Below are 24,502 nucleotides of genomic sequence, written 5' to 3'. Positions count from 1 at the left end.
CGGCCACTTAGCATACTAACCGTGATCTATGTTGTGTGCTCTTCAACTGCTGCTCAACTGAGTAAATTACCAATCACTGTATATAAATCATCGCTATTAATGGGTTTGGCTATAAAGTCATCCATACCAACAATTAAACAGCGCTGCTTATCTTTTTCATAAGCATTTGCAGTGTTCGCCACTATAGGTACCCGTAAGCCGCTTTTAATTTCATTGGTTCTAATCGCGCGAGTGCATTCATAGCCATCCATATTGGGCATTTGGCAATCCATTAAAATCAAATCAAACGACTGACTCTTCAAGACTTCAAGCGCCTTTAAGCCATCTTCAGCCATTGTTAAACTCGCTTTAGTAGGCTCAAGCATTTTTGCAATCACCTGTCGGTTAATCCCATTATCCTCTACCAACAGTATACGTTTATCCAAAAGACTGGGCTGCGAGGCTGTTTTTTTAGGTAACTTTGAGGGAGCCTCTGCTGATTCTGGCGCACTAATACTAAAGGTGAACGTACTACCTTTACCCTCTTCGCTGTGTAAATGAATTTCACCGTCCATCATCTTTATCAGTTTTTGAGAAATAGCCAGTCCCAACCCTGTTCCGCCATACTTGCGAGCAACGCCAACATCAGCTTGAGTAAACTCACTAAATAATAATGATTGCTGTGCCTTTGCAATACCAATACCGCTATCTTCAACGCTAACCTGAAGTTTATTATCGTTATAATCGAACGATAATCGCACAAAGCCTTGCTCTGTAAATTTATACGCATTAGAGAGTAAATTAATAATCACCTGATTTAAGCGTAATTCATCAACACTAATGTACAGTGGTAAATTTGTGGTTTGAATTATGCTAAATTCCACCTCTTTAGTACTAACAATCGGCGTAAATAAAGAGCGTATATTTTCGATAAATGGGGCTAGCTGTGTGGGTCTACTATTTAGCTCCATGGCATTTGCTTCAATTTTAGAAAAATCTAAAATATCGTTAAGAATATTAAGCAAGTTTTTTGAGCTTTTTTGCTGCGTGAGCAACAACTCTTTTTGTTCATTATTTAAAGACTGATCTCGAAGCAAAACCTCTCCCATACCTAATATGCCATTCATAGGTGTGCGAAGTTCGTGACTCATATTAGCTAAAAATTGTGACTTAGCGATATTTGCTTCATTAGCGAGTTTAACTGCTTGTGTTAGCTCAGTTGTTTGTTCTGCTACTTTATCTTCTAATTGCTGATTAAATTGGCTAAGTTGTTTATTAAGGTCTTCATTTTTTACATTAGAGGCTTGCAAACTTTTGATTGAATGCTGAAGTGCATTGCTCAACATTTCAAATTGTTGCTGTAATTGCAGTATTTCGTACCAACTAGAGTCTGTATTAAATACGTGTTTTTTAGTTTTACTAAAGCTGTTAATTAAATGAGTTAACTCTATGATGGGTTTAACCAGCAAATGGGTAAATTTATAGATAAATAATACCACCAGTGCAATAGAAAATAGCCCCAGCAACATAGTGGGCAACCAAGAAGCCACTACCACCAAGCTTAAATATTTACGATTGTAGAGCGATATAACCTGCCACCCTGTAGTGTCGTCAACATACTGATTTATATGGTACACCTCGTTATCATTTGAGCGAAAAAGCTGATTACCACTAAAACGTTGGATACTAAGATCCTGCTGCTTAAAATCAGTCAGCACCGTAAACTGACTTAACGAGCTAAATACTACTTTTTTATCGGCATCAAGAACTAGTAAATCCCCTTTATACTCAAATAAATTGGGAATAAACCGCTCTAACTGATCTAGCTTGAGCGAAATAAGGACGATCATTAACATAACGCTGACTCTGGCTTAAACCACCGAGCAATTCACTGGGTATACTTTTCTCAACATAACCTTCGGAGCTCGCATACAGACTAGTTGCAAAACCAGGGTATAAAGCTATTAGCCGCTCAAGCTGCTGCTGTATTGGTGCTCCGGCACTCATTGCATCACTGGTTATTACCATTGCATTTTTATGAAACAACAAATAGTCACTAAGCTGGGCACTGATCGAGCGTGATTTTTCTTTAAGTTGCGTATTTACTTCGTATTCTAAGCGCGAGTAATGCTGATTAACCAAAAAGACACTGGTGATCAAAACCACCAAAACAATAATGATACTGACAACATAACTTAATATACGGGCCAGAGGCTGCCCTTGATAAGCCCGGCTTGCGTGGGGAACAAACACACTCACTAAGTCGACCAAAGCTAACGCTATCATGGCATTGATAAAGTATTTTGAGGCAGCCACAACAAGCGTGAGCCAAGGAAGGCCTATAACAAAGTGACCCAAAACCCACACCAGTGGTAAGCCGACTAAAAACCAAAATACTGCACCTAAAGGAAGTATTGGCTTAAAACGCTTTAAGCAAAAGGTATAAAGCCAAAACAGCTCAAGCACATAAACAACACTGGCCCAGCTATGCCCCCAGCGATAAAATAAAAAACCAGTGACAATAGCTAAACTAAGGAGGGAATAACGAAGCCCAGCAAACACTAAACTGAGTATTACAAACGTCTGACCAAATAAAATTCAGAGCTATCAAAAAAATACAGAGGTAAAAGGTTAGCGCATCCCCCTAAAAGCCCTAATAATATAGCAAGCGCCCACTTATTTCTCACTCATTAGCTATTGTCTATAAAGGTAAAAATTTAGCTAAGTGGGTATGATCTAGAATTAGTGTACGAATAATATAAATAAGAAATATTAAAAAATGGAATTTTAATACACCCAAATGAGGAATTTGGGTGGCAGTCTTACCAGCCACATCTCGGCACACACGTCACAAACTGTGGCTGCTCCCTTCCGGGCCTGACCAGGTTCGCCTGCTAGTGTTGCGAGAGGACCAATAAGACTACCATTGAGGGCCTTGGTTGGCGCGATTGAGATTATCGCTACTTTTATTCTATTATTCAAGGGATAATCAAAAAAGAAAGTGCGATTGCATACTTCATATACAATCGCAGGGTGTTTAGTGGTTAAAGCGGTTATTAATTACTCTCTAAATGCGCTTTTATATTACGTAGCGCTGCTTTTACTTTTTTCATGTTCTCTGGGCCCATGCGTAAAAGTTGCTTTTGTGCAGCGGGTAATTGCTCCCACTCAGAAAACGCATACTGATAAGTAACCGAGTCACGCAATAAAGGTAAGCTGCCTTTTGGCTCTGGAGTATCAAGTAGCAAGTCAATGGCATCTTCAAGTGTTTGTGTAAACTCATCATCGCCATAGCCAATTTCAGTGTATGCACTGTTGATTAGCGGTTTATATTCTTCATATAAACGAACAGCTTGTGCGGCACTCATACTCGTTAGTACTTTTACATATGGGGTGTAGCGTTCATAGCTATTAGGGTCAATGGTTAAAATATCGCCTTCGTTTACGCTAAAACCTTCTTCTAACTTTACAACTGGGGTATGTTTCTTAGCTACCTTACCTTTTGCTAAGTTATCGATAAACACCACACCACGACGAATAACATCATCGTTTAACACTAGGCTCATTGCCGCATCGCCTAAGTATTCATCTAATTTTGCAACCACGACAGGATCACTGTCATTTAATGTTGGTAGAGGTACAACCTCAGGCTCTGGCTCAACGTCTGGGCGCTGTGCTGGTTCTGCAAACTCTTCAGGTTTTTCTGGCTTAACCGATGGCGCACCCACCACAGGATCGTTTTCAGGTTTTAGCTCCATAACGGGTTGCTCTTTTATGGGTTCTTCAACCTGCATAACTGTTTCTGGGGCTTCGCTTGGTTTTAATAATACAAACGCGGCGGCAATAATAATGATTAATAAAATAACCCCTGCGAAGATAAGGTTGTTATTCGGTGGACGTTTTTGAACATCTGATTCTGATGGTTTATCTGACATACGAACTCCATAAATATAAAAATGCGATACCGTTTAGAGTACTCTAAACAGATTTAATTCCTAACTTACACTAATATTCATTAATAAGTAGGGCCTGTTGACCTTTCGGATTAAAATTTGTTCAGCCCCCTTAGCAGAGGATGTTTGGTTTTTAAGCTTCGTTATCGCCTATTTATGGGAAGTAACCACAATACATAGGCTCTTCCTTGCCTAAAAATACAAACACACTGATAAAAATTCAACCTCGAAAGATAAATAGACTCTAACATATCCTTTGATTCTTCTAGCTTAAAGACTTACAGTGAATAAATAAAGTAAAGACAGCGAACAGTTTAAATACCTAACATGAAAATTAAGCAAGTCGATCCTAGTAAACCTAAAATTGCCTTATTACTAACAGGTGGTGGTGCCCGAGCGGCTTATCAAGTGGGTGTTTTGAAAGCGTTAGCGCAAAGTATGCCCAGAACCGCCCCGCTCCCCTTTAGAGTGATAAATGGCACCTCTGCCGGTGCAATTAATTCTGCGGCCTTAGCATGTTACGCCTCATGCATGCATTTAGCGGTAAGAAAACTAGAAACAGTATGGAAAAACTTTTCAACTTCGATGGTATATAAAAGCGACTTTTTAAGTGTGTTTGGTCATATTACCCGTAATATTTTAACCAGTTTCCAGTCAGAACATATAAACCATCCACCAGCAAGCTTGTTAAATAACCGACCACTTAGAAAACTGTTAAACGATATACTGGATTTACATCGTATTGAGCGTAATTTACACCGTGACTATTTAGAGGCGCTGTCTATTACTGCATCCAGTTATACTACTGGCGATTCTGTTGCTTTTTTTCAGTCAAATACGCAGCATTCTTGGCAACGAGCCAAACGCGAAGGTCGTGCTACTCGTATCAATGTTGAACACCTAATGGCCTCAAGTGCCATTCCTATGGTGTTTCCAAGTGTGAATATTTATAACCACTATTTTGGTGATGGCTCTATACATCAGCTTTCACCTTTAAGCCCGTCTATTCACTTAGGGGCAAATAAAATATTTATTATTGGGGTTGATCAACCCAAAGAGCCACATCCTCCTGGATACTCTGCACATTTCCCGGGACTTTCGGCCGTGGCAGGGCATTTACTCGACAGTGTATTTACCGACACTATGCAATCTGATCTAGAGCGCTTGGACAGAATAAACCGCACACTCGGTTTATTGCCCAATAAGCATAAGCATCAAGAGTTGAAACAAATAGATAGCTTTATTATTAATCCATCGCAAAACTTCAATGCCATTGCAGCGCAGTATTACGATGATATGCCTTGGGCGATAAAAGTTTTATTACGTATAATCGGGGTAAAAAAGCGCTCTCAGTCGAGTTTGACCAGCTATTTGTTATTTGAAAAACGCTACACCCAGCATTTAATTCAAATCGGATACGACGATGGTATGGCAAAATTACCTGAGATCAGAAAGTTCTTAGAGCTAGAGTAAGTTTTTTGCTTGATGGGCTACTCTATACCATCAAGTAAATAATGCTCAACACGTTCTACTCGCCTCGGTTTGCCTTGCAACACTAAAATATCATTAGCATACAATATTGTGTGTTCTGGTGGTGTGTCTATTTCTTCGCCCTCGCGGCGAAGCGCCTTAATTAGCACTTTTCTTTTTGCTAAATTGAGCTCGCTTATAGCCTTGTTTACCGCAAATGCTTTATCAGGTAAGGCTATTACATGTAAATACTCTAAACGCTCTAACAAGTTGGTATCGCTGTCAATGTTTTCGCCTGCAAAAAAACTTTGTAATAGCTTATAGCGGTTACGTCTTTCGCTACTAACACGGCGAATTATTCGGCTCATTGGTACACCCGACATAGACAACACATGTGAGACCAGCATTAAACTTGCTTCAAGCGCCTCAGGCACAACCTCAGTGACGCCTAAATCTTTTAAACGCTCTAATTGGCTGTCGTCACGGGTTCTTATGAGTATTTTTACCCTAGGAGCAACCTGCTTTATGGCATCAATCACTATTTGAGTTTGTTGAAATTCCGGAAAAGTAATAATCACTAAGCGTGCTCGCTCTACTCCTGCGCACTTTAAAATATCTTTTTGCTCAACGTGACCAAACAATAACGGTTCACCCGCCGCTTTTCCTTCTTGCACTAATATGGGGTCGCTTTCAATGGCCACATAATCAATAGCCTCTGGCGATAAAAAGCGAGCGATAGTTTGTCCTACCCGAGAAAATCCACATATAACTACATGATTATTATAAAGCGTACTGCTTTGTGGCTCATCTTCATAGGCAAACTTAGCGCGTTCTAACATACCCAGTCGCTTTAAAATAAAGGGAGTTTTATCGATTAAATACGGGGTGAGTGCCATAGAAATTACACCCATGGCAATTAAAAATGATACTTGCTCCGCACTCAGTAAGTCATGCTGTGCTGCGAGTGCAATTAACACAAAGCCAAACTCGCCCATTTGCCACAGCATTATAGCGCACGCTAATGCATCTTGTTTTCGCTCTCCCATAAATAAAGAAGATAACATCACTACGGCGATTTTTAAGACTAGAATGCCCAGTAAGGCAACAACAATAATACTCGCATGATTAACAACAAAGCTGATATCTAGCTGCATACCTACGGTAACAAAAAATAACCCCATTAAAATATCACGAAACGGGCGAATATCCGCTTCTAGCTGGTGACGGTAATGGCTTTCACCAAGCATCATACCGGCTAAGAATGCCCCTAATGCCATCGATAAACCAAAAGAGTATGTGAGTAACCCTGCAAACAAAGACACCAATAACGTGGTTAATACAAACAGCTCATCGCTCCGTGCTAGTGCCACTTCTTTAAACACCTTGGGCAAAACCCACTTGCCAATAGTCCATAGCAATACACACACAAACGCGCCTTTAGTCAGCGCTAACAGTAATGCCCAACCAATACTATTGGAATCACTGCTGGCAAATAAAGGCAAAATAATGAGTAACGGCACAGCCGCAATGTCTTGAAGCAGTAAAACACCGATTGCTAATTGCCCTCGGCGTTTATTTAAATCCCCACTCTCTTTTAATAATTTAGCAACCACCGCAGTAGAGGAGAGCGTAATAATAATGCCAATGGTAAAACTGGTTAATAAATTAAAATTTAATAAATGCAGAATCACAATCAGCAAAATACTACTAACAAATACTTGCAACGACCCTAAACCAAATACAATATTACGCATTGCCATTAGGCGCGATACAGAAAACTCCAAACCTAAACTAAACAGCAAAAATACAATACCTAGCTCTGCAATAAAGTCCATCTCATGGCTTTGTGTTATCCAGCCAACACCATGACCACCCGCTAATAAACCCACTGCCAAATAAGCCAACACAGGGGGAAGCCCTATTCGCTTAAATAGCCATACAAATAGAACCGCAGCAACTAAAAGTCCAAAAACCTGAACATTAATATTTTGCAATGCAATCCTTATAAGCAATCAATGGAATGTGACTTAACTATAGCAACCGTATAAGTTTCAGCAAAAATGTAAATATGGCATATAACCTGCTTAGTTATAAAAAGTAATACTATAGGGGGAATAAATAGTGGAAAACGTTCATATTTTGACACAACGTATCTCTGGTCGCGGCGAATTTTTGCCGTTCTCAGCAGAGCAATATAATAGCAATACACCGACATCACTGCATGAGCTGGCGGCTAAACTACAAACTAGCTTAGTTTTAGAAGATATTTTAGGTACGTTTGCAAACTTTGCAAAACAGCTGCTTAATTTTTCTGGTGTGCATTTTAAAGCAACAAGTATTGATGTAAAAACACCCAATAGTGATGTTGAAAATCCAGCGTACTCGTTTGATTTAAAAGTTGAAAATGAGTACTTAGGCACATTAACTTATTATACAAAGTATCCGCTTAGTGCGGCTATTGAGAAAAAGCTACAACACTTTCATAGTGTGCTAATTTATCCATTGCGTAATGCACTTATGTATAACCGTGTATTAAGGTTAGCCACAAAAGATTCATTAACCGGATTAAACAACCGTAGTCAATTTAATGACATGTTACAACAAAAGCTTGAAAATCATAGACGTAACGGCTATCCATTTAGTTTAATGCTGCTTGATTTAGATAATTTTAAACAAGTGAATGATAACTATGGTCATAAAATTGGCGATGACGTTTTGATAGAATTTGCTACAGTTTTATCGAGCAGTATTAGAGGGACTGATTCGGTATTTCGCTTTGGTGGCGATGAGTTTTCAATATTAATCGAAGACCCGGCTTTCACCACCAATAAAGTGATCGCTGAACGTATTTTGCATTTAGTACGAAACTCACCGATTATGTCTAAGTACAATGTAACAACCAGTATTGGTTTTACCTTAACTAACAGTGGTGATTGCCAAAACGAGATATTTTCTCGTGCGGACAAGGGCTTGTATAAAGCAAAAGCATCTGGGCGAAACTGCGCAAAAGCTTATTAAGCTATAAAAGAGCCTACTGATTGAAAAGCCTAGCCTCCCCCGCTGGGTTTTTTTATACTACTTTTTTAATATAAAGTATTTGTAAATTAGTAACATGGCGAAAAAGCCAAAAAAGAAACCACTGAGTAAATTAAGTAATGCAGCAATTGTCGTAAGCGGTGTAAAAAGCACTAACAGTAAAGGCGTACTCACCCCTAGAATGAAAAACACGCCCCCTTTACCTAACCAATAGGCAAGTAAAATGGCGGCACATACCATACCACCCAATACAGCGTAGCCGAGAGTAATAATATTATGGGTTAAAAATACATTCGCTAAAACCGCAATCAATAGCGTAATTAATATGCCAGTAGGTGCCTTATTTATAAGCGACAGCCCAACATGAGGTTGTTGACTCATGATTTATACTCCCAAATAAAACCAGCATCATCTTTGTGATTATCACTAATAAAATAGCCAACCACTTGAACTAGCTCATCATTGTAAAAAATTAATGGAATATCAGCACGTAGCCAAGGCGCTACCTTTGCATCTTTAAACCAATGCTTAAGGGTATTACTGCCGGGCTTTTTTAGTGGTTTAATACGCGCACTATTACAGTTAAAACGAACACTGACTTGTTCATCAGGTTTAGGGGCGCGTATACCTATTCCCTGCAGGCATTGTAGTATTTGTCCGTCATTCAGCACTAGTTCGCGACTTGTTACGCGTTCAATATTAACGGCTAAAGGCGTCGGCTGCACAAAATACAGATAACCTTGATGGCGGCGTATTTGTCCATCGCTTAGCTTAATAACCATTTGCGCATCAGCTTTGGCATGAATAGCCTGACTCATTATTTGCATTAACTGTTTTTGCGAAGGCATGGTATGGGTAAATAAAGCCAGCCATGCGCGCAGAAGATTCGCAATGCGAATAGCGTTGTAATGAGCCATATTTTGTATATTAAGCCCCTGATGTTGGTTAATACACTGTGCGAGATCTTGCTGGGTATATTCATCAAGCAGTGTTTGTTGCTGCTGTAATAACTCAATACTGCGTGCTGTACACTGCTCAAACCCAGTAAAACGCTCTGCCAACTTAGGCACGATTTGTTGACGCAAAAAATTACGATCAAAGCGTTCATTGGAGTTTGATTCATCAGTAATATGGCTAATATTAAATTGCTGCGCAAACGCTTCTATGTCGCTGCGTTTTACCCCAAGTAATGGCCTATAGCACTCACGGCCACTTTCAAGCACGCGAGTTTGCTGCATAGCGCCGAGCCCTTTTAAGCCTGAGCCGCGCTTTAAACGAAGTAAAAATGTCTCTACTTGGTCGTTTAAATGCTGGCCTAACAAAATAATACTATCACTTGGGCTGTATTCATCTAGCGCTTGATAACGCGCTTCGCGAGCTTGCGCTTCAATACTGGTGCGCGATTGCTGCTTAATAATGACGTGTGCCGCTTTAAAATCAATTGAAAGTTGCTCACAACGTGCTTGGCAAAATTGCTGCCAGTGATGGGCGTTATCACTTAAGCCATGATTTACATAAATTGCACTTAAATTTAATTGTGGCCACTGCTCTTTTAACCCATGCATTATCTGCAACAACACTACCGAATCTACGCCACCAGATAAGGCTACTGTAAATGTGAATTGCCCATTTTCTAAGTAGTGATTAAGGGCTTTTTTTACCTGCAGATAAATTTGTGATGTGTGCATTATTATAACCAATGAATGAATTGCTAATAACCCGAATAAAAAAGGCTCTACGTTACGGTATATTAAAACAAAAAAAGCCGCATAGGCGGCTTTTTTCTCTATTTAGCTACATTTAGCTACTTTTAACAATAACCAAACGACATTAAACGCTTGTAACGCTGATCAAGCATCTCTTCAAGCGATAACGCTTGTAGGTCTGCTAAATCTCGCTTAAGGCGTACTTTTAAGTTACGTGCCATGCCATCGTAATTACGGTGCGCGCCGCCTAGGGGCTCTTCAACTAAATTATTAATTAAATCTAGCTCTTTAACACGCTCTGCTGTTACACCCATTGCCTCTGCAGCCAATGGTGCTTTGTCAGCACTTTTCCATAAAATAGAGGCACAACCCTCTGGTGAAATAACTGAGTAAGTGCTGTATTGCAGCATGTTTACTCTGTCGCCAACACCAATCGCTAATGCACCACCTGAACCACCTTCACCAATAACAGTACAAATTGTAGGTACTTTTAGTGCGGCCATTACTTTTAGGTTACGTGCAATTGCTTCTGACTGACCACGTTCTTCAGCGCCAACACCTGGGTATGCACCTGGGGTGTCGATAAAGGTCATGATTGGCATTTTAAAACGCTCAGCCATTTCCATTAAGCGCAATGCTTTACGGTAACCTTCTGGTTTTGGCATGCCAAAATTACGTTTAATTTTTTCAGCAGTACCACGGCCTTTTTGCTGACCGATCACCATAACAGGCTCACCATCTAAACGGGCTACGCCGCCTAAAATGGCAGGGTCGTTAGCAAACGTGCGATCACCCGCAAATTCGTCAAATTCCGTAAAAATACGCTCGATATAATCTCGAGTATAAGGACGCAACGGATGACGTGCTAGCTGTGATACTTGCCAAGCGCCTAGTTCAGAGAAAATTTTCTCCTTCATTTGTGCGCTCTTTTCTTTAAGTTTGCTGACTTCCTCTTCTAATCCAAGGTCTAATTCGCCAGCGCGGCTTACATTTTGTAATTCTTCAATTTTTGCTTCTAATTCTGCAATTGGAAGCTCAAAATCAAGATAATTGAGGCTCATGCTCTAAACTACCTAATTAGTTAAATTCTAGTTCTACATTTTGCGCTGCCATCAGCGATAACTTATGAATTAAGTCGTCACTTGGCGTAACACACCATTCGATCCCTAGGGTTAATTGCACCAACGCATCGGGGCGTTGATAATATACCTTGATCGGACACGTTCCCATTTTGTATGGTTCGAGTACTTTTTGTAATTTATCGAAGAAACCAGCCTCGATCTGCACCATATTCAGCGTCATCTTAATCGCTTTTATACGCTTTTCACGCGCCTGAGCAATGGTGTTTATTTCTCTGGCGGTCATTGTAATGCCACCGGAGAAGTTATCAAAGCTGACCTGTCCAGATATTACCAAGATATTGTTTACTTGAAGCATTTCTTGGTACATTTCGAACTGTTCTGGAAACAAGCGTACATCAATTCGGGCGCTCTTGTCATCTAAAGTTATTAAGCCCCAACGATTTCCCTTTTTATTTATTAAGGTTCGCGCTGAAATAACTAAGCCCGCAGCCGTAGAGAGTACATCACGATTGGTTGGCTGTAAATCCACCAGCTTACCACTGGTGTAATGTCTCAGCTCGCGTCGATATTGATTTATTGGATGCCCAGTTAAATAAAGGCCTAGTGTGTCTTTTTCGCCATCAAGCCATTGGTTATCGGTAAGCGGTGTGGCTTTTATAAACGCTTGCTCAACTTCATCAGGCTCGGTGGCAAGTAAGCCAAATAAATCGCTTTGCCCAAGTTGCTCAGCTTTATTGTGCTGATCGGCTGCACGCATGGCATCTTTTAAACTTGCTAATAACGTTGCACGCCCTGCTTGGGTTTTATCTGGCCCTAGTTGGTCAAGTGCACCGGCGTAAATTAATTTTTCGGTCACGCGTTTATTTAAGCGTTTTAAATCGACACGGGCACAAAAATCAAATAAATCTTTAAAAGGGCCGCCTTTTTCGCGCGCCTCTAAAATAGCCTCTACCGGCGCTTCACCAACGCCTTTAATTGCACCGATGCCGTAAACAATTTCACCTTTTAGGTTTACTGTAAACTTAAACTCACCGGCGTTTACATCTGGCGGTAATAAGGTGAGCTTCATGTTTTCACATTCATCCACCAAGATCACTATTTTGTCGGTGTTATCCATATCGGCCGACATTACCGCCGCCATAAACTCTGCAGGATAATGCGTTTTCATCCACAGTGTTTGATACGATACTAATGCATAAGCTGCTGAGTGCGATTTGTTAAACCCGTAACCCGCAAACTTTTCAACCAAGTCGAATATTTTAATTGCCAGTTCGCCGTCAATACCGTTGTTACGTGCGCCTTCTTCAAAGGTTGAGCGCTGCTTTGCCATTTCTTCAGGCTTTTTCTTACCCATAGCACGACGTAACATGTCGGCGCCGCCCAGTGTATAACCGGCGAGTACCTGCGCTATTTGCATTACTTGTTCTTGATACAAAATAATGCCGTAAGTCGGCTCAAGAATTGGCTTTAAGCTTTCGTGTTGGTATTGCGCATCGGGGTATGAAATTTCTTCTCGGCCAAGTTTACGGTCGATAAAGTTATCAACCATGCCTGATTGCAGCGGACCTGGGCGAAACAAGGCTACAAGTGCAATCATATCTTCAAAGCAATCGGGCTTTAATCGGCGTACGAGGTCTTTCATGCCGCGCGATTCGAGCTGGAATACCGCGGTGGTTTCAGCGCGCAGCAATAGCTCTATACTTTTTTTATCATCAAGTGGAATGGTGTTTATATCAATGGGCGCTTTGCCTTCGCGCTTCATGCGCTCATTGGTCATATCCACTGCCCACTGCAAAATGGTTAAGGTACGTAAGCCTAAAAAGTCAAACTTTACCAGCCCTGCAGTTTCTACGTCGTTTTTGTCAAACTGGGTAACCGGAAACTTACCTTCGTCATCGCAATAGAGCGCCGCAAAATCGGTAATTGTGGTCGGCGATATTACAACCCCCCCGGCATGTTTACCGGCATTACGGGTACAACCCTCAAGAATACGACACATGTCGATTAAGTCTTTAACTTCTTCATCGCCGTCGTAGGCTTCTTGCAACCGAGGTTCAACTTCAAACGCTTTAGCCAGTGTCATCCCAGGGTCGCCCGGAATAAGCTTAGAAATACGATCGACAAACCCATACGGATGACCAAGTACACGGCCTACATCGCGTATTACCGCTTTTGCTGCCATAGTACCAAAGGTAATAATTTGCGATACCGCGTCACGTCCATACAAGGCCGATACATGATCAATTACTTCATCACGCCTATCCATGCAAAAGTCGACATCGAAATCGGGCATTGATACACGTTCTGGGTTTAGAAATCTCTCAAAGAGTAAGTCAAATTCCAGCGGATCTAGGTCTGTAATTTTAAGCGCGTACGCCACTAATGAACCCGCACCCGAACCACGTCCTGGCCCTACTGGAATATTGTTATCTTTACTCCACTGAATAAACTCCATTACGATTAAGAAGTAGCCAGGGAAACCCATTTGGTTAATTACATCTAGCTCTACTTTTAAGCGATCGTCGTATTCGCGCCGTTTTTCTTGTCGCTCTTGTTCATCAGGGAATAAAAACTGTAGTCGCTCTTCAAGGCCGTCTTGTGAAACCTTAACCAAAAACTCATCAATTTTTAGTGAGCCCGTCGGGTAATCTGGTAGGAAATACTCACCTAATTGCACGGTTACATTACAGCGCTTTGCAATTTCTACGGTATTTTGTAGCGCTTCTGGAATATCACTAAATAGCTCTGCCATTTGTTCTGGCGTTTTTAGGTATTGCTCTTGTGAAAAACGCTTTGGTCGGCGTTTATCATCCAATGTGTAACCGTCAAAAATCGCCACGCGTATTTCATGAGCTTCAAAGTTTTCAGGTTTTAAAAATACCACTTCATTGGTGGCCACTACTGGCAATTGCTCATTTGTTGCAAGCTCTACCGCCATGTGCAAATAGTTTTCTTCTTGGGCACGGTTGGTACGAATAAGCTCAATATAAAAATGATCGCTAAAGTGCTGCTTATAAAAACTGACCACCGACTCAACAATAGCGGGGTTACCTTTTATTAAGGCTTTTCCTAAATCGCCATCTTTGGCGCCCGAGAGTATGATAAGCCCCTCTTTTAAATCAACTAACCACTCACGGTCAATGACAGGGCGATGAAAAACATGACCACGTTGATAGGCTTTAGAGATCAATAAAGTAATATTTTTATAGCCAATGTTATCTTTGGCTAACAATGTTAATCGGCTTGGTTCGTCGGGGAATTCTGGGCTACGTACCCAAAAATCCGCACCAACAATTGGCTTAATACCCGCATTATGCGCTGCGCCATAAAAACGCACCAGACCACAAAAGTTCATTTGATCGGTAATAGCCAGCGCGGGCATTTCAAGCTCTTGCGCTTTAGCGACAATAGGCTTGGTTTTAGCTAAGCCATCGACCATCGAAAAGTCTGAGTGAACGCGTAAATGTACAAACTCTGGTGCAGCCATTATTTATGCCTCGCCCTTTGCTTGCATCAGCACGCGCTGTACCGGCTTAAAGCTTTTACGGTGCTCATCAATTGCGCCGTATTGCTCAAGTGCTGCAAAATGCGCCTTAGTTGGGTAGCCTTTATGCCCTGCAAACCCATATTGTGGGTAGCGCGCATCAAGCTCAAGCATTTCGTCATCGCGAGCCACTTTTGCTAAAATAGAGGCTGCTGAAATTTCTTCTACTAAGCTGTCGCCTTTAACAATGGCTTGTGCCGGCATTGCTAATTTAGGTAAACGGTTGCCATCTACAAACACAAATTCAGGCACTGTGTTAAGTGCTTCCACCGCGCGGCTCATGGCAAGCATGGTGGCTTGTAATATATTTAGCTCATCTATTTCACTGGGGCTACAACGACCAATGGCGTAACACAGTGCTTTTTCTTTTATTTCGATGGCTAATAATTGGCGTTTTTTATCCGTTAATTTTTTAGAATCTGCAAGGCCTGCGATTGGCTTAGCGGGATTTAAAATAACAGCGGCAGTAACCACATCACCCACCAGCGGTCCACGACCAACTTCATCCACACCGGCTATTAAGGTTACATTAGGTCGTTCAATTTGCATCTATTAACTCCGCCACAGCCTTGGCTGCTTGTTTACTGGCATTTAATCTAATTTTTTCATGTATAGCTAAAAAGCGTGCTTTTAATTCTTTATTATCGCTATTGAGCATAGGGGTAAGTGCTGCTGTTAAGTTAGCGACATTACACTCTCTTTGTAAAAACTCTGGTACTAACTCTTCGTCTGCCAATAAATTGGGTAGCGAAAAATATTTAATATTAAAGGTAAATAAGGTTTTAAAAATCCAATAACTCATGGGTTTAATTTTATAACCAACTACCATTGGCTTTTTATATAACATGCCCTCAAGCGTTGCTGTACCTGATGCAAGCAATATAGCATCGGCGGCTTGCATGGCTAAATTTGATTGGCCATCTAGTAAGTTAACATTAAGAGAGGGCGCTGTGGCATTTAAAATAGCAATAAATTGCGCTTTACGCTTTTCGTTCACCAGTGGCACAACGACTTTAAGCGCTGGGTTCTGCGCTTGTAACTGCGCCGCTGTTTTTATGTAGGTTTCACTTAACAAGCCCACTTCTGAGCCCCGGCTCCCAGGTAATAACGCTAACACCTTGTCATCAGCACTTAAGCCTAGTTGGCTGCGGGCTTTGCTATCGTCGTGCTTAAGTGCAATGTCGTCAGCTAATGTATGACCTACAAAAGTACACGGTACTTGGTGTTTGTCGTAAAATTCTTTTTCAAAAGGCAATAAAGCCAATACTAAGTTAGTGGCTGCACTTATAGTGTGAATGCGTTTTTCACGCCACGCCCACACTGAAGGGCTTACGTATTGCACGGTTTTGATGCCAGCGTCTTTTAACGGTTTTTCTACACGTAAATTAAAATCCGGCGCATCAATGCCTATAAAAACATCAGGAGGGTTTTCAATAAAGTGCTGTACTAACTGTTTGCGGATTTTTAGCAAGCGCGGTAAACGGCCAAGGACTTCAACCAAGCCCATAACCGACAACTCATCCATATCAAACAATGTTCTGCAGCCTTGAGCTTGCATTTTAGGGCCTGCAATACCTTCAAAGATTGCATTAGGAAAGTGTATTTTAAGCGCTTTTATGAGCCCTTCACCTAAAATATCGCCCGACAGTTCACCTGCCACAATACCAATTCGTAGTTGTTTTACATCTTTTTTCATTTGCTATTTTTTCACAAGTAAACCCGGCGTTAATACCGATTAGTTTACCGTGTTTTAAGGCTAGGTTAAACGCTTAAAACACACCACTTTTTTCTAACTTACTCTTAATTGATGATTGCGTATTTTATAGACTGATGTAATGTCATGGTATATTAAAGTTTTCTAATATACATATTGACAAAAATTGTACAAACGCCAATAATAACGCAAACTTTCAGAAATTACTGAAAGCTTATTAAAACATTAACAATTGCTTTGTGCTGTCACTGCATCACAACCAAAGGAGCCAAAAATGATAGATGAAACCTTTGTGGATCTATCGCGATTACAGTTTGCTGTCACCGCTCTATTTCATTTTTTATTTGTGCCGTTAACAATCGGTATGACCTGGATTTTAGTTATCATGGAATCGGTTTATGTTATGACCGGTCGCGAAATTTATCGTGATATGACTAAGTTTTGGGGCAAGTTATTTGGTATTAACTTTGCTATTGGCGTGGCGACGGGCCTCACCATGGAATTTGAGTTTGGTACTAACTGGTCATATTACTCACATTATGTAGGCGATATATTTGGCGCGCCGCTGGCTATTGAAGGTTTAATGGCGTTCTTTTTAGAGTCAACTTTTGTGGGTATGTTCTTTTTGGGCTGGGACAGGTTAACTAAACGCCAACATTTAGGTGCTACCTTTTTAATGGCGCTGGGTACTAATTTGTCGGCGCTATGGATATTAATTGCTAACGGCTGGATGCAAAACCCTGTGGGAGCAGAATTTAACTATCAAACTATGCGCATGGAAATGACTAGCTTTGCTGAGCTTGTATTTAACCCTGTAGCACAAGTTAAGTTTATTCATACTGTATCGGCTGGTTATGTTGCCGCTTCTATGTTTGTACTGGGTATTAGTAGTTGGTACATATTAAAAGGCCGTGATTTAGCCTTTGCAAAACGCTCGTTTTCGGTGGCATCCGGCTTTGGTTTAGCGTCAATACTGTGTGTTATTTTATTAGGTGACGAATCAGGCTATGAAGTGGGCGAGGTTCAAAAGGTAAAACTAGCCACCATAGAAGCTGAGTGGCACACCGAAGAAGCACCTGCAGCGTTTACTGCGTTTGGTTTTCCTGATTCAGATGAGCAAGTTACCCATGCAGCAGTGAAAATACCCTACGCATTGGGGATTATTGCTACTCGCTCTCTAGATGAGCAAGTAGTTGGTATTTCTGATTTAGAGAAAAAACACGAGAAGCGTATTCGTAATGGCATGATAGCGTACGAATATCTCGAAAAACTTAGAAATGGTGAAGACAGCGAAGAAAACCTAGCTAAATTTGACTCCCTCAAAGATGATTTAGGTTATGGCTTATTGCTCAAACGCTATACCCCCAATGTGGTAGATGCCACAGATGAACAAATTCAAATGGCGGTTAAAGACTCCTTCCCTAGAGTGGGTCCTATGTTTTGGTCATTTAGAATAATGGTTGCCTGTGGCGTAGTCATGCTCGCCGTGTTTGTACTGGCATTTTATTACAACGCACACCGCATTATTGAGCAAAAACGCTGGTTGCTGTGGGCTGCGGTTTTGAGTATTCCACTCCCTTGGATTGCAATAGAGTTTGGCTGGATCGTTGCCGAATACGGCCGCCAACCTTGGGCAATATCTGAAATATTACCAACCTTTTTAGCGACTTCGTCACTGACGGTAAACGATATTTTAATTAGCTTAACTGGATTTATTATTTTTTACACCGGCCTTGCTATTGTAGAGGGATGGTTAATGCTGCGCTTTATTAAACAAGGCCCAAGCTCATTACATACAGGTAAGTATCACTTTGAATTACCAAACAAAGCAGATAAAGACGCAGGAGAGCAATTATGATTTTTGATTATGAAACATTAAAAATGCTGTGGTGGTTGCTCATTGGCGTACTGCTTATAGGCTTTGCAATTACCGATGGCATGGATATGGGCGTTGCCATGTTACTGCGTATTGTGGGCAAAACAGACAGTGAACGGCGTACCGTTATTAATACCATTGGTGCCCACTGGGATGGTAACCAAGTATGGTTTATTACTGCAGGCGGTGCCTTGTTTGCAGCGTGGCCTATGGTTTATGCGGCAGCGTTTTCTGGTTTTTACTTTGCTATGATGCTGGTCTTATTTGCATTATTTTTTAGACCGTTAGGTTTTGACTACCGCTCAAAAATAGACTCTAAACGCTGGCGTAATAACTGGGATTGGGGCCTATTTGCAGGCAGCGCCATTCCCGCTTTAGTATTTGGTGTAGCCTTTGGTAACTTATTTTTAGGTGTACCGTTTAACATTGATAATCTACTACGTGTAAGCTACCAAGGCTCATTTTTTGGCTTACTTAACCCATTTGGTTTGCTAGCGGGTTTAATCAGTGTAGCCATGTTAATTGCCCATGCAGGTATGTGGTTGCAATTGCGCACAGCAGATGCGGTTGCACAGCGCTCAGCGCAATATGGCCGCTATGCCTTAGTGGTATTTATTGTTTTGTTTGCAGCAGCTGGCTTTTGGGTGGCAAACATTAATGGCTACCAAATTGTATCGATGCCTGATACGCAAAGCCACGCAGATCCGCTGGCAAAAGTAGTAAGCACAGCAAAAGGCGCATGGCTTAACAACTACAGTGAACGCCCATGGACAATAACCTTCCCTATTTTAGGTTTTGCTATGGCATTAAGTGCCCTGCTTTTCTCAAAGCTTAACAAGCCAGCACTTGGGCTTATTTCAACCAGCTTTATGTTAATTGGCGTTATTATGACGGCAGGTGTGTCGCTATTCCCATTTATTATGCCATCGGTTAATAACCCTGATATTAGCTTAACTATTTGGGATGCTGTATCGAGTCACAAAACACTCAATATTATGTTTGTTGCTGTTGTTATATTTATTCCGTTAATCCTGGCCTACACCACGTGGTGTTACGTAAAAATGTGGCGCAGAGTAACAGTCGAAGAAATTGAAAATAACACACACGGTAGCTACTAAGGAGACTAAATTATGTGGTATTTCGCTTGGATTTTAGGGGTACTTTTAGCCTGTACCTTAGGGGTTATCAATGTAATGTGGTACGAGTTTCATCAAAATAAGAACAGTATTGCTGATGATGAACAACCTATGCACGATTTACTAAACGAAGCTAACAAAACAAAAGATGACGACTAACCCCCGACCAAATCGCGCGCAGCAGCAATCTCTGCGCGCTTTTTTAAAAAAGCAAAGTAAGCCTGCGGGTGCATGGTTAAAGTTAAGTATTGCACTGGGCACATTTAACGCTATTTTAATGATTGCTAGTGCGTATTTACTGGCACAGGCTATTCACAACGTCATGTTTGCAGGCGCAAGCCTTGAGCAAGTAAATCACTTACTTTGGCCTCTCGCGGGAATTATTTTACTCAGAGCTCTATTTTTAGCTATTAGTGAAAGGCTCAGTGCTTATGCGGCACTTAAAATAAAGTCGGCTATGCGCCAAACCTTATTAACCAAATTGACTCAACTTGGCCCTAGTTATATTGAACAACACGGTCAAGGTGCTACACTCAACACGCTGCACAATGGCGTTGAAGCACTTCACGATTACTACGCTAAATATTTACCTGGTGTTGCCTATAGCGCGCTTATTCCAATGGCCATATTAGTGGTTATATTCCCTACCGATTACAAGGCAGGCTTAATATTTTTATTAACCGCCCCGCTTATCCCATTTTTTATGATTTTGGTTGGCCATAAGGCCGAGGCACTCAATCAACAACGCTGGCAACAATTAGCTGTACTCGGTAATTACTTTTTTGACCGCGTACAAGGGCTTACCCAACTAAAATTGTTTAATGCTACGCGCAAAGAGCTAAAGCAAATAGCCCAAATTTCAGATGATTTTAGGCATGCAACGCTAAGCGTGTTAAAAATTGCTTTTTTATCTTCTTTTGCACTGGAGTTTTTAGCCACAATTAGTGTGGCACTGGTAGCGGTTATTATTGGTTTTAGATTATTTTTTGGCACGCTCGACTTTGCAACCGGCTTTGTAGTATTGCTGCTAGCGCCTGAATTTTACTTACCGCTTCGCCAATTAGGCAGCCATTATCATGCACGCTTACAAGGAATTAGTGCTGCTGCAGATATGCTAATCATTTTAAATGCACCACTGCCATCAAAAAATAATAACCACACAGCTCATATAAACATGGAGGGTAACAGCACTATCAGCGTCCATGATCTCAATTTTAGTTACCCTAATAGCAATGAGGGAATTAATAATATTAATTTAACCCTGCCAAGCAAAGGACTAGTAGCCATTGTGGGAGCTAGCGGCTCAGGTAAAAGCACCCTACTTGATTGCATGCTTGGTTTTCACCCAGAAGTAATACAACACATATCCATTGACCAACAACCATTGACGACAGCCGATATAAGCCAATTACAACAAAACATTGCCTGGATCCCACAAAAGCCAACCTTATTTTACGACACCATTGGCGCTAATATAAAGCTAGGTAACCCAGGCGTTTCAAATGCAGCACTTGAGCAGGCGGCGCAGCAAGCTGGTGCGCTGGAATTTATTAACGACTTACCTGATGGGTTTAACACCTTAATAGGTGAACAAGGCGAAGGGCTCTCTGGAGGGCAAAAGCAGCGTATTGCTTTAGCTCGTGCATTTTTAAAAAACGCCCCTATTTTAATGCTTGATGAGCCAACCGCTCATTTAGACAGTCAAACTGAACAGCTCATTCAAAACGCTATTGCTGAGTATGCAAAAGAACACTTAGTGATCACCATAGCGCACCGCTTAAATACAGTAAAAAATGCTAAACAACTTATCGTTATGGAAAACGGTGCCATCGCTCAGCAAGGCGACTTTATAACGCTCAGCCAGCAAGCTGGCGAATTTGCAAAGCTGCTGCAAACAGCGCAACATGGAGCGACTAATGACTAACTTTATTCGTTTACTTAAATTGTGCCGCCCTCATTATAAAGCGATGCTTTTAGGGACGTTTCTAGCGTCACTGACGGTGCTAGCTAATGCAGGCTTACTCGCTATTTCCGGCTGGTTTTTAGCTTCTATGGCTGCCGCAGGACTTGCAGGCGTCCATATGAACTACTTTACCCCAGCTGGCACCATTCGTTTTTTGGCGATTGTGCGCACCGCCTCACGTTACGCTGAACGCTTAGTTACTCACAACGCCACATTTTTATTGTTAAGTGAAATACGAGTAAATATGTTCGCCACACTCAGTAAACTTAATAACCTTGATTTGGCTATGAGCCGCAGTGCCGATTTAGTTAACCGCTTACAAAATGATGTAGACGCACTAGATAAATTTTATTTAAATGTGTTGCTACCGATGTTAGTAGCCTTACTCACTGTGCCTATTATTATGCTGTTTATGTCTGCTTACAGCCCAAGTGTAGCCTTAATTTGCTTTACGGGCATCGTTGTTATTGGGGTGGTTATACCCGTTATATTGAGCAGACAATTAGATAAAAACAGCCACCAAGAAACATTACTCAGCGCCCAATTAAGAGCTGAGCTAGCTGATACCTTAACGGGTCTTAGAGAACTAAATATTTACCAAGCTCGAAACCAACAACTCACTAAGTGTGATCAGTTAAGTAAGCAGTATAATCAGCAATTATTTATTCGTCATAAGGCTCTTAGCAATGCTGATGGTTTGAGCTTACTCATAGTGCAACTGGCTATGCTCGCCAGCATTGTCACTATTGTGCCGCTGGTATTTAGCGCCGAGATGGTAAATGTTGAATTGGCGATGTTGAGTTTGTTTGTACTGGCCAGTTTTGAAAGCGTATTGTTACTACCCAACGCGTTTATTGAACTACCTAATGTATTAAAATCAGCTGAGCGACTATTTACCCTTGAAGATAAAGTACTGAAGAAAAACGAAGGGGCGCCACAAGTTATTGATTCAAAAAATAAAAAATGGACACTTTCGCTAGATAAAATTAGCTACCACTATGGCCAAAAGCAGGCATTAAATAATGTGAGCTTTGAGCTACCTGCAAAGCATAAAGTGGCGATTGTTGGACGAAGCGGCAGTGGTAAAACAACCTTAGTGAATTTACTAAGCGGTTTATGGCCTCTGCAACAAGGTGCAATTAGCTTACAAAACGAAAAAGAAACAATAAACCTGCAAAATTTAAATAATGAAAGCCGTGCAAAAACATTAAATATTTTAGCCCAGCAGCATCATATTTTTGATGGTACATTAAGCGATAATCTTGCCTATGCGGCACCTGATGCAACAGCGCAACAAATGACAGCGGCGTTAAAACAAGCCGAGCTGGGTAACTGGTTTAGCGCGCTAAAAGAAGGTTTAAATACTCGTTTAGGTACCGGCGGGCGAAATGTATCTCAAGGCCAGTCAAGACGCATTGCCTTAGCACAAGCGCTGCTGCAACAACCCGCCATTGTAGTGCTCGATGAACCCACTGAAGGGCTCGATAATATTTCTAAACAAGCCGTTATGAACAGTATTTTACAGCTAAAAGAGTGTGCCAGTGTACTAACAATCACACACGATCCAGCGTTGTTATCGCAAATGGATAGTGTCATCTGGTTAGACAGTGGTAAAATTATCGCTCAAGGTTCACATCAACAATTGCTCAATGAACACCCTGACTATGTGGCGTTAACGACCCGCTTTTAGTCCTTAGCAGTATTACTTTTATCAATAACGGTGACCGTTACATCAATAACGCCGACTTTAGGGTCGGCTATTTTTTTAAACATCGCCTTAGATAAATCAATAATTCGCCCCCGAATATAAGGCCCCCTGTCATTAATTCTGACCACAACAGACTTATTATTAGCAATATTGGTAACTTTCACTTTTGTACCAAATGGGAGTCTTAGGTGCGCAGCACTTGCTGCTTGTTGGCTAAACCGCTCGCCACTGGCAGTAGTTCGGCCGTGGTATTTATCAGCATAAAATGATGCTTTACCTTGCTCTGCAACATCACGTTGTTGATTATTTATATTACTTGGCGCAGTACTACAGGCGGTCAAAATCACTAATAATACTGAAATAAATACTAACTTTATCCGTTTCATTATTAATACTTTATAGGAAAATGTGTAGGGAGTGTAATAAGGTAAGCCTGAGTAGAGACTGAATTTAATAAACACAGCAACATGCACTTCATGACTGAGTTATTAATCAAATATCAGCTAATAAAAAACCACCTTGATTACTCAAAGGTGGTTTTTTTATAAATTAAAATGCTCTTTATTAACGCACGATACCGCGCTCTGAGCTTTTAACAAAATCAATCATCAGTTGAACAGCTGGGTATTTTTCAGCGTCTTCTGAAAGCGATTCTATCGCTTCATCAACGCCTAGGCTCTTGCGATAAAACGCTTTATAAGCGCGGCGTACTGCCATTATCTCATCACTTTCAAAACCACGGCGTTTCATACCTTCGGTATTGATTGCTGCAGGGCCTGCTGGCATCCCAATGGTGGTAACAAAAGGAGGTACGTCTTTATTTACACCAGAATACATACCAACAAATGCATGAGCACCAATTTTACAAAATTGATGCACACCTGAGTTACCCGCTAAAATAACCCAATCACCAACATGAACATGACCCGCTACACTGGCATTATTTGCAAAAATAACGTTATCGCCAATCACCGCATCGTGTGCAACGTGAGTGTAAGCCATAAATAAGTTATTGCTACCTATTTTGGTAACACCTTCATCTTGGATTGTACCGCGATGAATAGTCGCACATTCACGAATAACATTATTGTCGCCAATAATTAAGCTGGTTGGCTCGTTGTTATATTTTTTGTCTTGGCAGGCTTCGCCCACAGAAGCAAACTGAAAAATATGGTTACCAGAGCCAATAGTAGCAGGCCCTTTAACAACAACGTGAGACTCAATAATACAGTCATCACCAATAACAACATCATTACCGATGTAACTGTATGGTCCAACTGACACATTGTTACCAAGTTTTGCACCCGGTTCGATTATTGCCGTAGCATGGATCAC

The 24,502-nt window shown here is 41.2% G+C and carries 17 protein-coding genes, 1 other RNA gene and 1 pseudogene; 7 read left to right on the top strand and 12 right to left on the bottom strand.

Going from position 1 to position 24,502, the window contains the following annotated elements:
* Positions 1-53 precede the first annotated feature (53 nt).
* The 3 genes and pseudogenes from LOC50_RS04125 to LOC50_RS04110 form a co-directional block, all read right to left on the bottom strand.
* A pseudogene (locus LOC50_RS04125) lies at positions 54-2,666 on the bottom strand (ATP-binding protein).
* A gap of 133 nt (positions 2,667-2,799) precedes the next feature.
* An RNA gene (gene ffs, locus LOC50_RS04115) (signal recognition particle sRNA small type) lies at positions 2,800-2,896 on the bottom strand.
* 139 nt (positions 2,897-3,035) lie between these two features.
* On the bottom strand, positions 3,036-3,914 hold the full coding sequence (locus tag LOC50_RS04110; RefSeq protein WP_250653667.1) for a DUF3014 domain-containing protein: 879 nt from the start codon (positions 3,912-3,914) through the stop codon (positions 3,036-3,038).
* Between the two features lie 345 nt (positions 3,915-4,259).
* Between LOC50_RS04110 and LOC50_RS04105 the strand changes: the two genes are divergently transcribed.
* Positions 4,260-5,405: a patatin-like phospholipase family protein gene (locus LOC50_RS04105; protein WP_036981966.1), complete on the top strand. Its 1,146-nt coding sequence runs from the start codon at positions 4,260-4,262 to the stop codon at positions 5,403-5,405.
* Positions 5,406-5,422: 17 nt separating this feature from the next.
* On the opposite strand, the gene LOC50_RS04100 is transcribed toward LOC50_RS04105, so the two are convergent.
* A complete protein-coding gene (locus LOC50_RS04100) occupies positions 5,423-7,396 on the bottom strand; it encodes a monovalent cation:proton antiporter family protein (RefSeq protein ID WP_250653666.1) in 1,974 nt (657 codons plus the stop codon).
* Between the two features lie 127 nt (positions 7,397-7,523).
* Between LOC50_RS04100 and LOC50_RS04095 the strand changes: the two genes are divergently transcribed.
* On the top strand, positions 7,524-8,420 hold the full coding sequence (locus LOC50_RS04095) for a GGDEF domain-containing protein (protein ID WP_036981963.1): 897 nt from the start codon (positions 7,524-7,526) through the stop codon (positions 8,418-8,420).
* A gap of 57 nt (positions 8,421-8,477) precedes the next feature.
* On the opposite strand, the gene LOC50_RS04090 is transcribed toward LOC50_RS04095, so the two are convergent.
* The 6 genes from LOC50_RS04090 to lpxB form a co-directional block, all read right to left on the bottom strand.
* Positions 8,478-8,819 carry a hypothetical protein gene (locus LOC50_RS04090; RefSeq protein WP_250653665.1) on the bottom strand — a complete coding sequence of 114 codons (342 nt, stop codon included), beginning with the start codon at positions 8,817-8,819 and terminating at the stop codon, positions 8,478-8,480.
* Positions 8,816-10,126, bottom strand: coding sequence for a tRNA lysidine(34) synthetase TilS (gene tilS / locus LOC50_RS04085; protein ID WP_250653664.1), 1,311 nt, complete (start codon positions 10,124-10,126; stop codon positions 8,816-8,818). Before tilS ends, LOC50_RS04090 begins: the two co-directional genes overlap by 4 nt.
* Before the next feature lie 122 nt (positions 10,127-10,248).
* Positions 10,249-11,205 (bottom strand): acetyl-CoA carboxylase carboxyl transferase subunit alpha, encoded by a 957-nt coding sequence (accA, locus tag LOC50_RS04080; protein WP_036981960.1) that lies wholly within the window; start codon positions 11,203-11,205, stop codon positions 10,249-10,251.
* A 16-nt stretch (positions 11,206-11,221) separates the two neighbouring features.
* Positions 11,222-14,713, bottom strand: coding sequence for a DNA polymerase III subunit alpha (gene dnaE / locus LOC50_RS04075; RefSeq protein WP_069438624.1), 3,492 nt, complete (start codon positions 14,711-14,713; stop codon positions 11,222-11,224).
* Positions 14,714-14,716: 3 nt separating this feature from the next.
* Positions 14,717-15,319, bottom strand: coding sequence for a ribonuclease HII (rnhB, locus tag LOC50_RS04070; protein WP_036981958.1), 603 nt, complete (start codon positions 15,317-15,319; stop codon positions 14,717-14,719).
* Positions 15,309-16,466, bottom strand: coding sequence for a lipid-A-disaccharide synthase (gene lpxB / locus LOC50_RS04065; protein ID WP_214552111.1), 1,158 nt, complete (start codon positions 16,464-16,466; stop codon positions 15,309-15,311). The genes rnhB and lpxB overlap by 11 nt, the downstream gene beginning before the upstream one ends.
* A gap of 292 nt (positions 16,467-16,758) precedes the next feature.
* Here lpxB and LOC50_RS04060 point away from each other — a divergent pair, with 292 nt between their 5' ends.
* From LOC50_RS04060 to cydC, 5 genes are read left to right on the top strand one after another with little or no spacing between them, the layout of a single operon-like run.
* On the top strand, positions 16,759-18,342 hold the full coding sequence (locus LOC50_RS04060) for a cytochrome ubiquinol oxidase subunit I (protein WP_250653663.1): 1,584 nt from the start codon (positions 16,759-16,761) through the stop codon (positions 18,340-18,342).
* Positions 18,339-19,478, top strand: coding sequence for a cytochrome d ubiquinol oxidase subunit II (gene cydB / locus LOC50_RS04055; protein WP_036981952.1), 1,140 nt, complete (start codon positions 18,339-18,341; stop codon positions 19,476-19,478). The genes LOC50_RS04060 and cydB overlap by 4 nt, the downstream gene beginning before the upstream one ends.
* A 12-nt stretch (positions 19,479-19,490) precedes the next feature.
* A complete protein-coding gene (gene cydX, locus LOC50_RS04050; protein WP_036981951.1) occupies positions 19,491-19,655 on the top strand; it encodes a cytochrome bd-I oxidase subunit CydX in 165 nt (54 codons plus the stop codon).
* On the top strand, positions 19,645-21,420 hold the full coding sequence (gene cydD / locus LOC50_RS04045) for a thiol reductant ABC exporter subunit CydD (RefSeq protein ID WP_138626785.1): 1,776 nt from the start codon (positions 19,645-19,647) through the stop codon (positions 21,418-21,420). Before cydX ends, cydD begins: the two co-directional genes overlap by 11 nt.
* Positions 21,413-23,149, top strand: coding sequence for a thiol reductant ABC exporter subunit CydC (cydC, locus tag LOC50_RS04040; RefSeq protein ID WP_250653662.1), 1,737 nt, complete (start codon positions 21,413-21,415; stop codon positions 23,147-23,149). Before cydD ends, cydC begins: the two co-directional genes overlap by 8 nt.
* Here the strand turns inward: cydC and LOC50_RS04035 are convergent.
* Complete coding sequence (locus LOC50_RS04035) at positions 23,146-23,553, bottom strand: septal ring lytic transglycosylase RlpA family protein (RefSeq protein ID WP_036981945.1); 408 nt, start codon at positions 23,551-23,553, stop codon at positions 23,146-23,148. The genes cydC and LOC50_RS04035 overlap by 4 nt on opposite strands.
* Before the next feature lie 178 nt (positions 23,554-23,731).
* The gene (gene lpxA, locus LOC50_RS04030; RefSeq protein WP_013465422.1) at positions 23,732-24,502 is read right to left on the bottom strand and encodes an acyl-ACP--UDP-N-acetylglucosamine O-acyltransferase; all 771 of its coding nucleotides are present in this window, start codon (positions 24,500-24,502) and stop codon (positions 23,732-23,734) included.

Origin of the sequence: Pseudoalteromonas sp. SCSIO 43095 (genome assembly GCF_023650455.1) — a bacterium.
GTDB classification, from domain to species: Bacteria; Pseudomonadota; Gammaproteobacteria; order Enterobacterales; family Alteromonadaceae; genus Pseudoalteromonas; species Pseudoalteromonas tetraodonis.
The sequence above is the reverse complement of the archived record's forward strand: the minus strand, read 5'-3'. Positions and strand labels throughout refer to the sequence as shown.

What these genes read in the sequence shown, in the direction of transcription:
- LOC50_RS04110 (WP_250653667.1), bottom strand. Translation starts at nt 3,914, where the DNA reads ATGTCAGATAAACCATCAGAATCAGATGTTCAAAAACGTCCACCGAAT.
- LOC50_RS04105 (WP_036981966.1), top strand. Translation starts at nt 4,260, where the DNA reads ATGAAAATTAAGCAAGTCGATCCTAGTAAACCTAAAATTGCCTTATTA.
- LOC50_RS04090 (WP_250653665.1), bottom strand. Translation starts at nt 8,819, where the DNA reads ATGAGTCAACAACCTCATGTTGGGCTGTCGCTTATAAATAAGGCACCT.
- tilS (WP_250653664.1), bottom strand. Translation starts at nt 10,126, where the DNA reads ATGCACACATCACAAATTTATCTGCAGGTAAAAAAAGCCCTTAATCAC.
- accA (WP_036981960.1), bottom strand. Translation starts at nt 11,205, where the DNA reads ATGAGCCTCAATTATCTTGATTTTGAGCTTCCAATTGCAGAATTAGAA.
- dnaE (WP_069438624.1), bottom strand. Translation starts at nt 14,713, where the DNA reads ATGGCTGCACCAGAGTTTGTACATTTACGCGTTCACTCAGACTTTTCG.
- rnhB (WP_036981958.1), bottom strand. Translation starts at nt 15,319, where the DNA reads ATGCAAATTGAACGACCTAATGTAACCTTAATAGCCGGTGTGGATGAA.
- lpxB (WP_214552111.1), bottom strand. Translation starts at nt 16,466, where the DNA reads ATGAAAAAAGATGTAAAACAACTACGAATTGGTATTGTGGCAGGTGAA.
- LOC50_RS04060 (WP_250653663.1), top strand. Translation starts at nt 16,759, where the DNA reads ATGATAGATGAAACCTTTGTGGATCTATCGCGATTACAGTTTGCTGTC.
- cydB (WP_036981952.1), top strand. Translation starts at nt 18,339, where the DNA reads ATGATTTTTGATTATGAAACATTAAAAATGCTGTGGTGGTTGCTCATT.
- cydX (WP_036981951.1), top strand. Translation starts at nt 19,491, where the DNA reads ATGTGGTATTTCGCTTGGATTTTAGGGGTACTTTTAGCCTGTACCTTA.
- cydD (WP_138626785.1), top strand. Translation starts at nt 19,645, where the DNA reads ATGACGACTAACCCCCGACCAAATCGCGCGCAGCAGCAATCTCTGCGC.
- cydC (WP_250653662.1), top strand. Translation starts at nt 21,413, where the DNA reads ATGACTAACTTTATTCGTTTACTTAAATTGTGCCGCCCTCATTATAAA.
- LOC50_RS04035 (WP_036981945.1), bottom strand. Translation starts at nt 23,553, where the DNA reads ATGAAACGGATAAAGTTAGTATTTATTTCAGTATTATTAGTGATTTTG.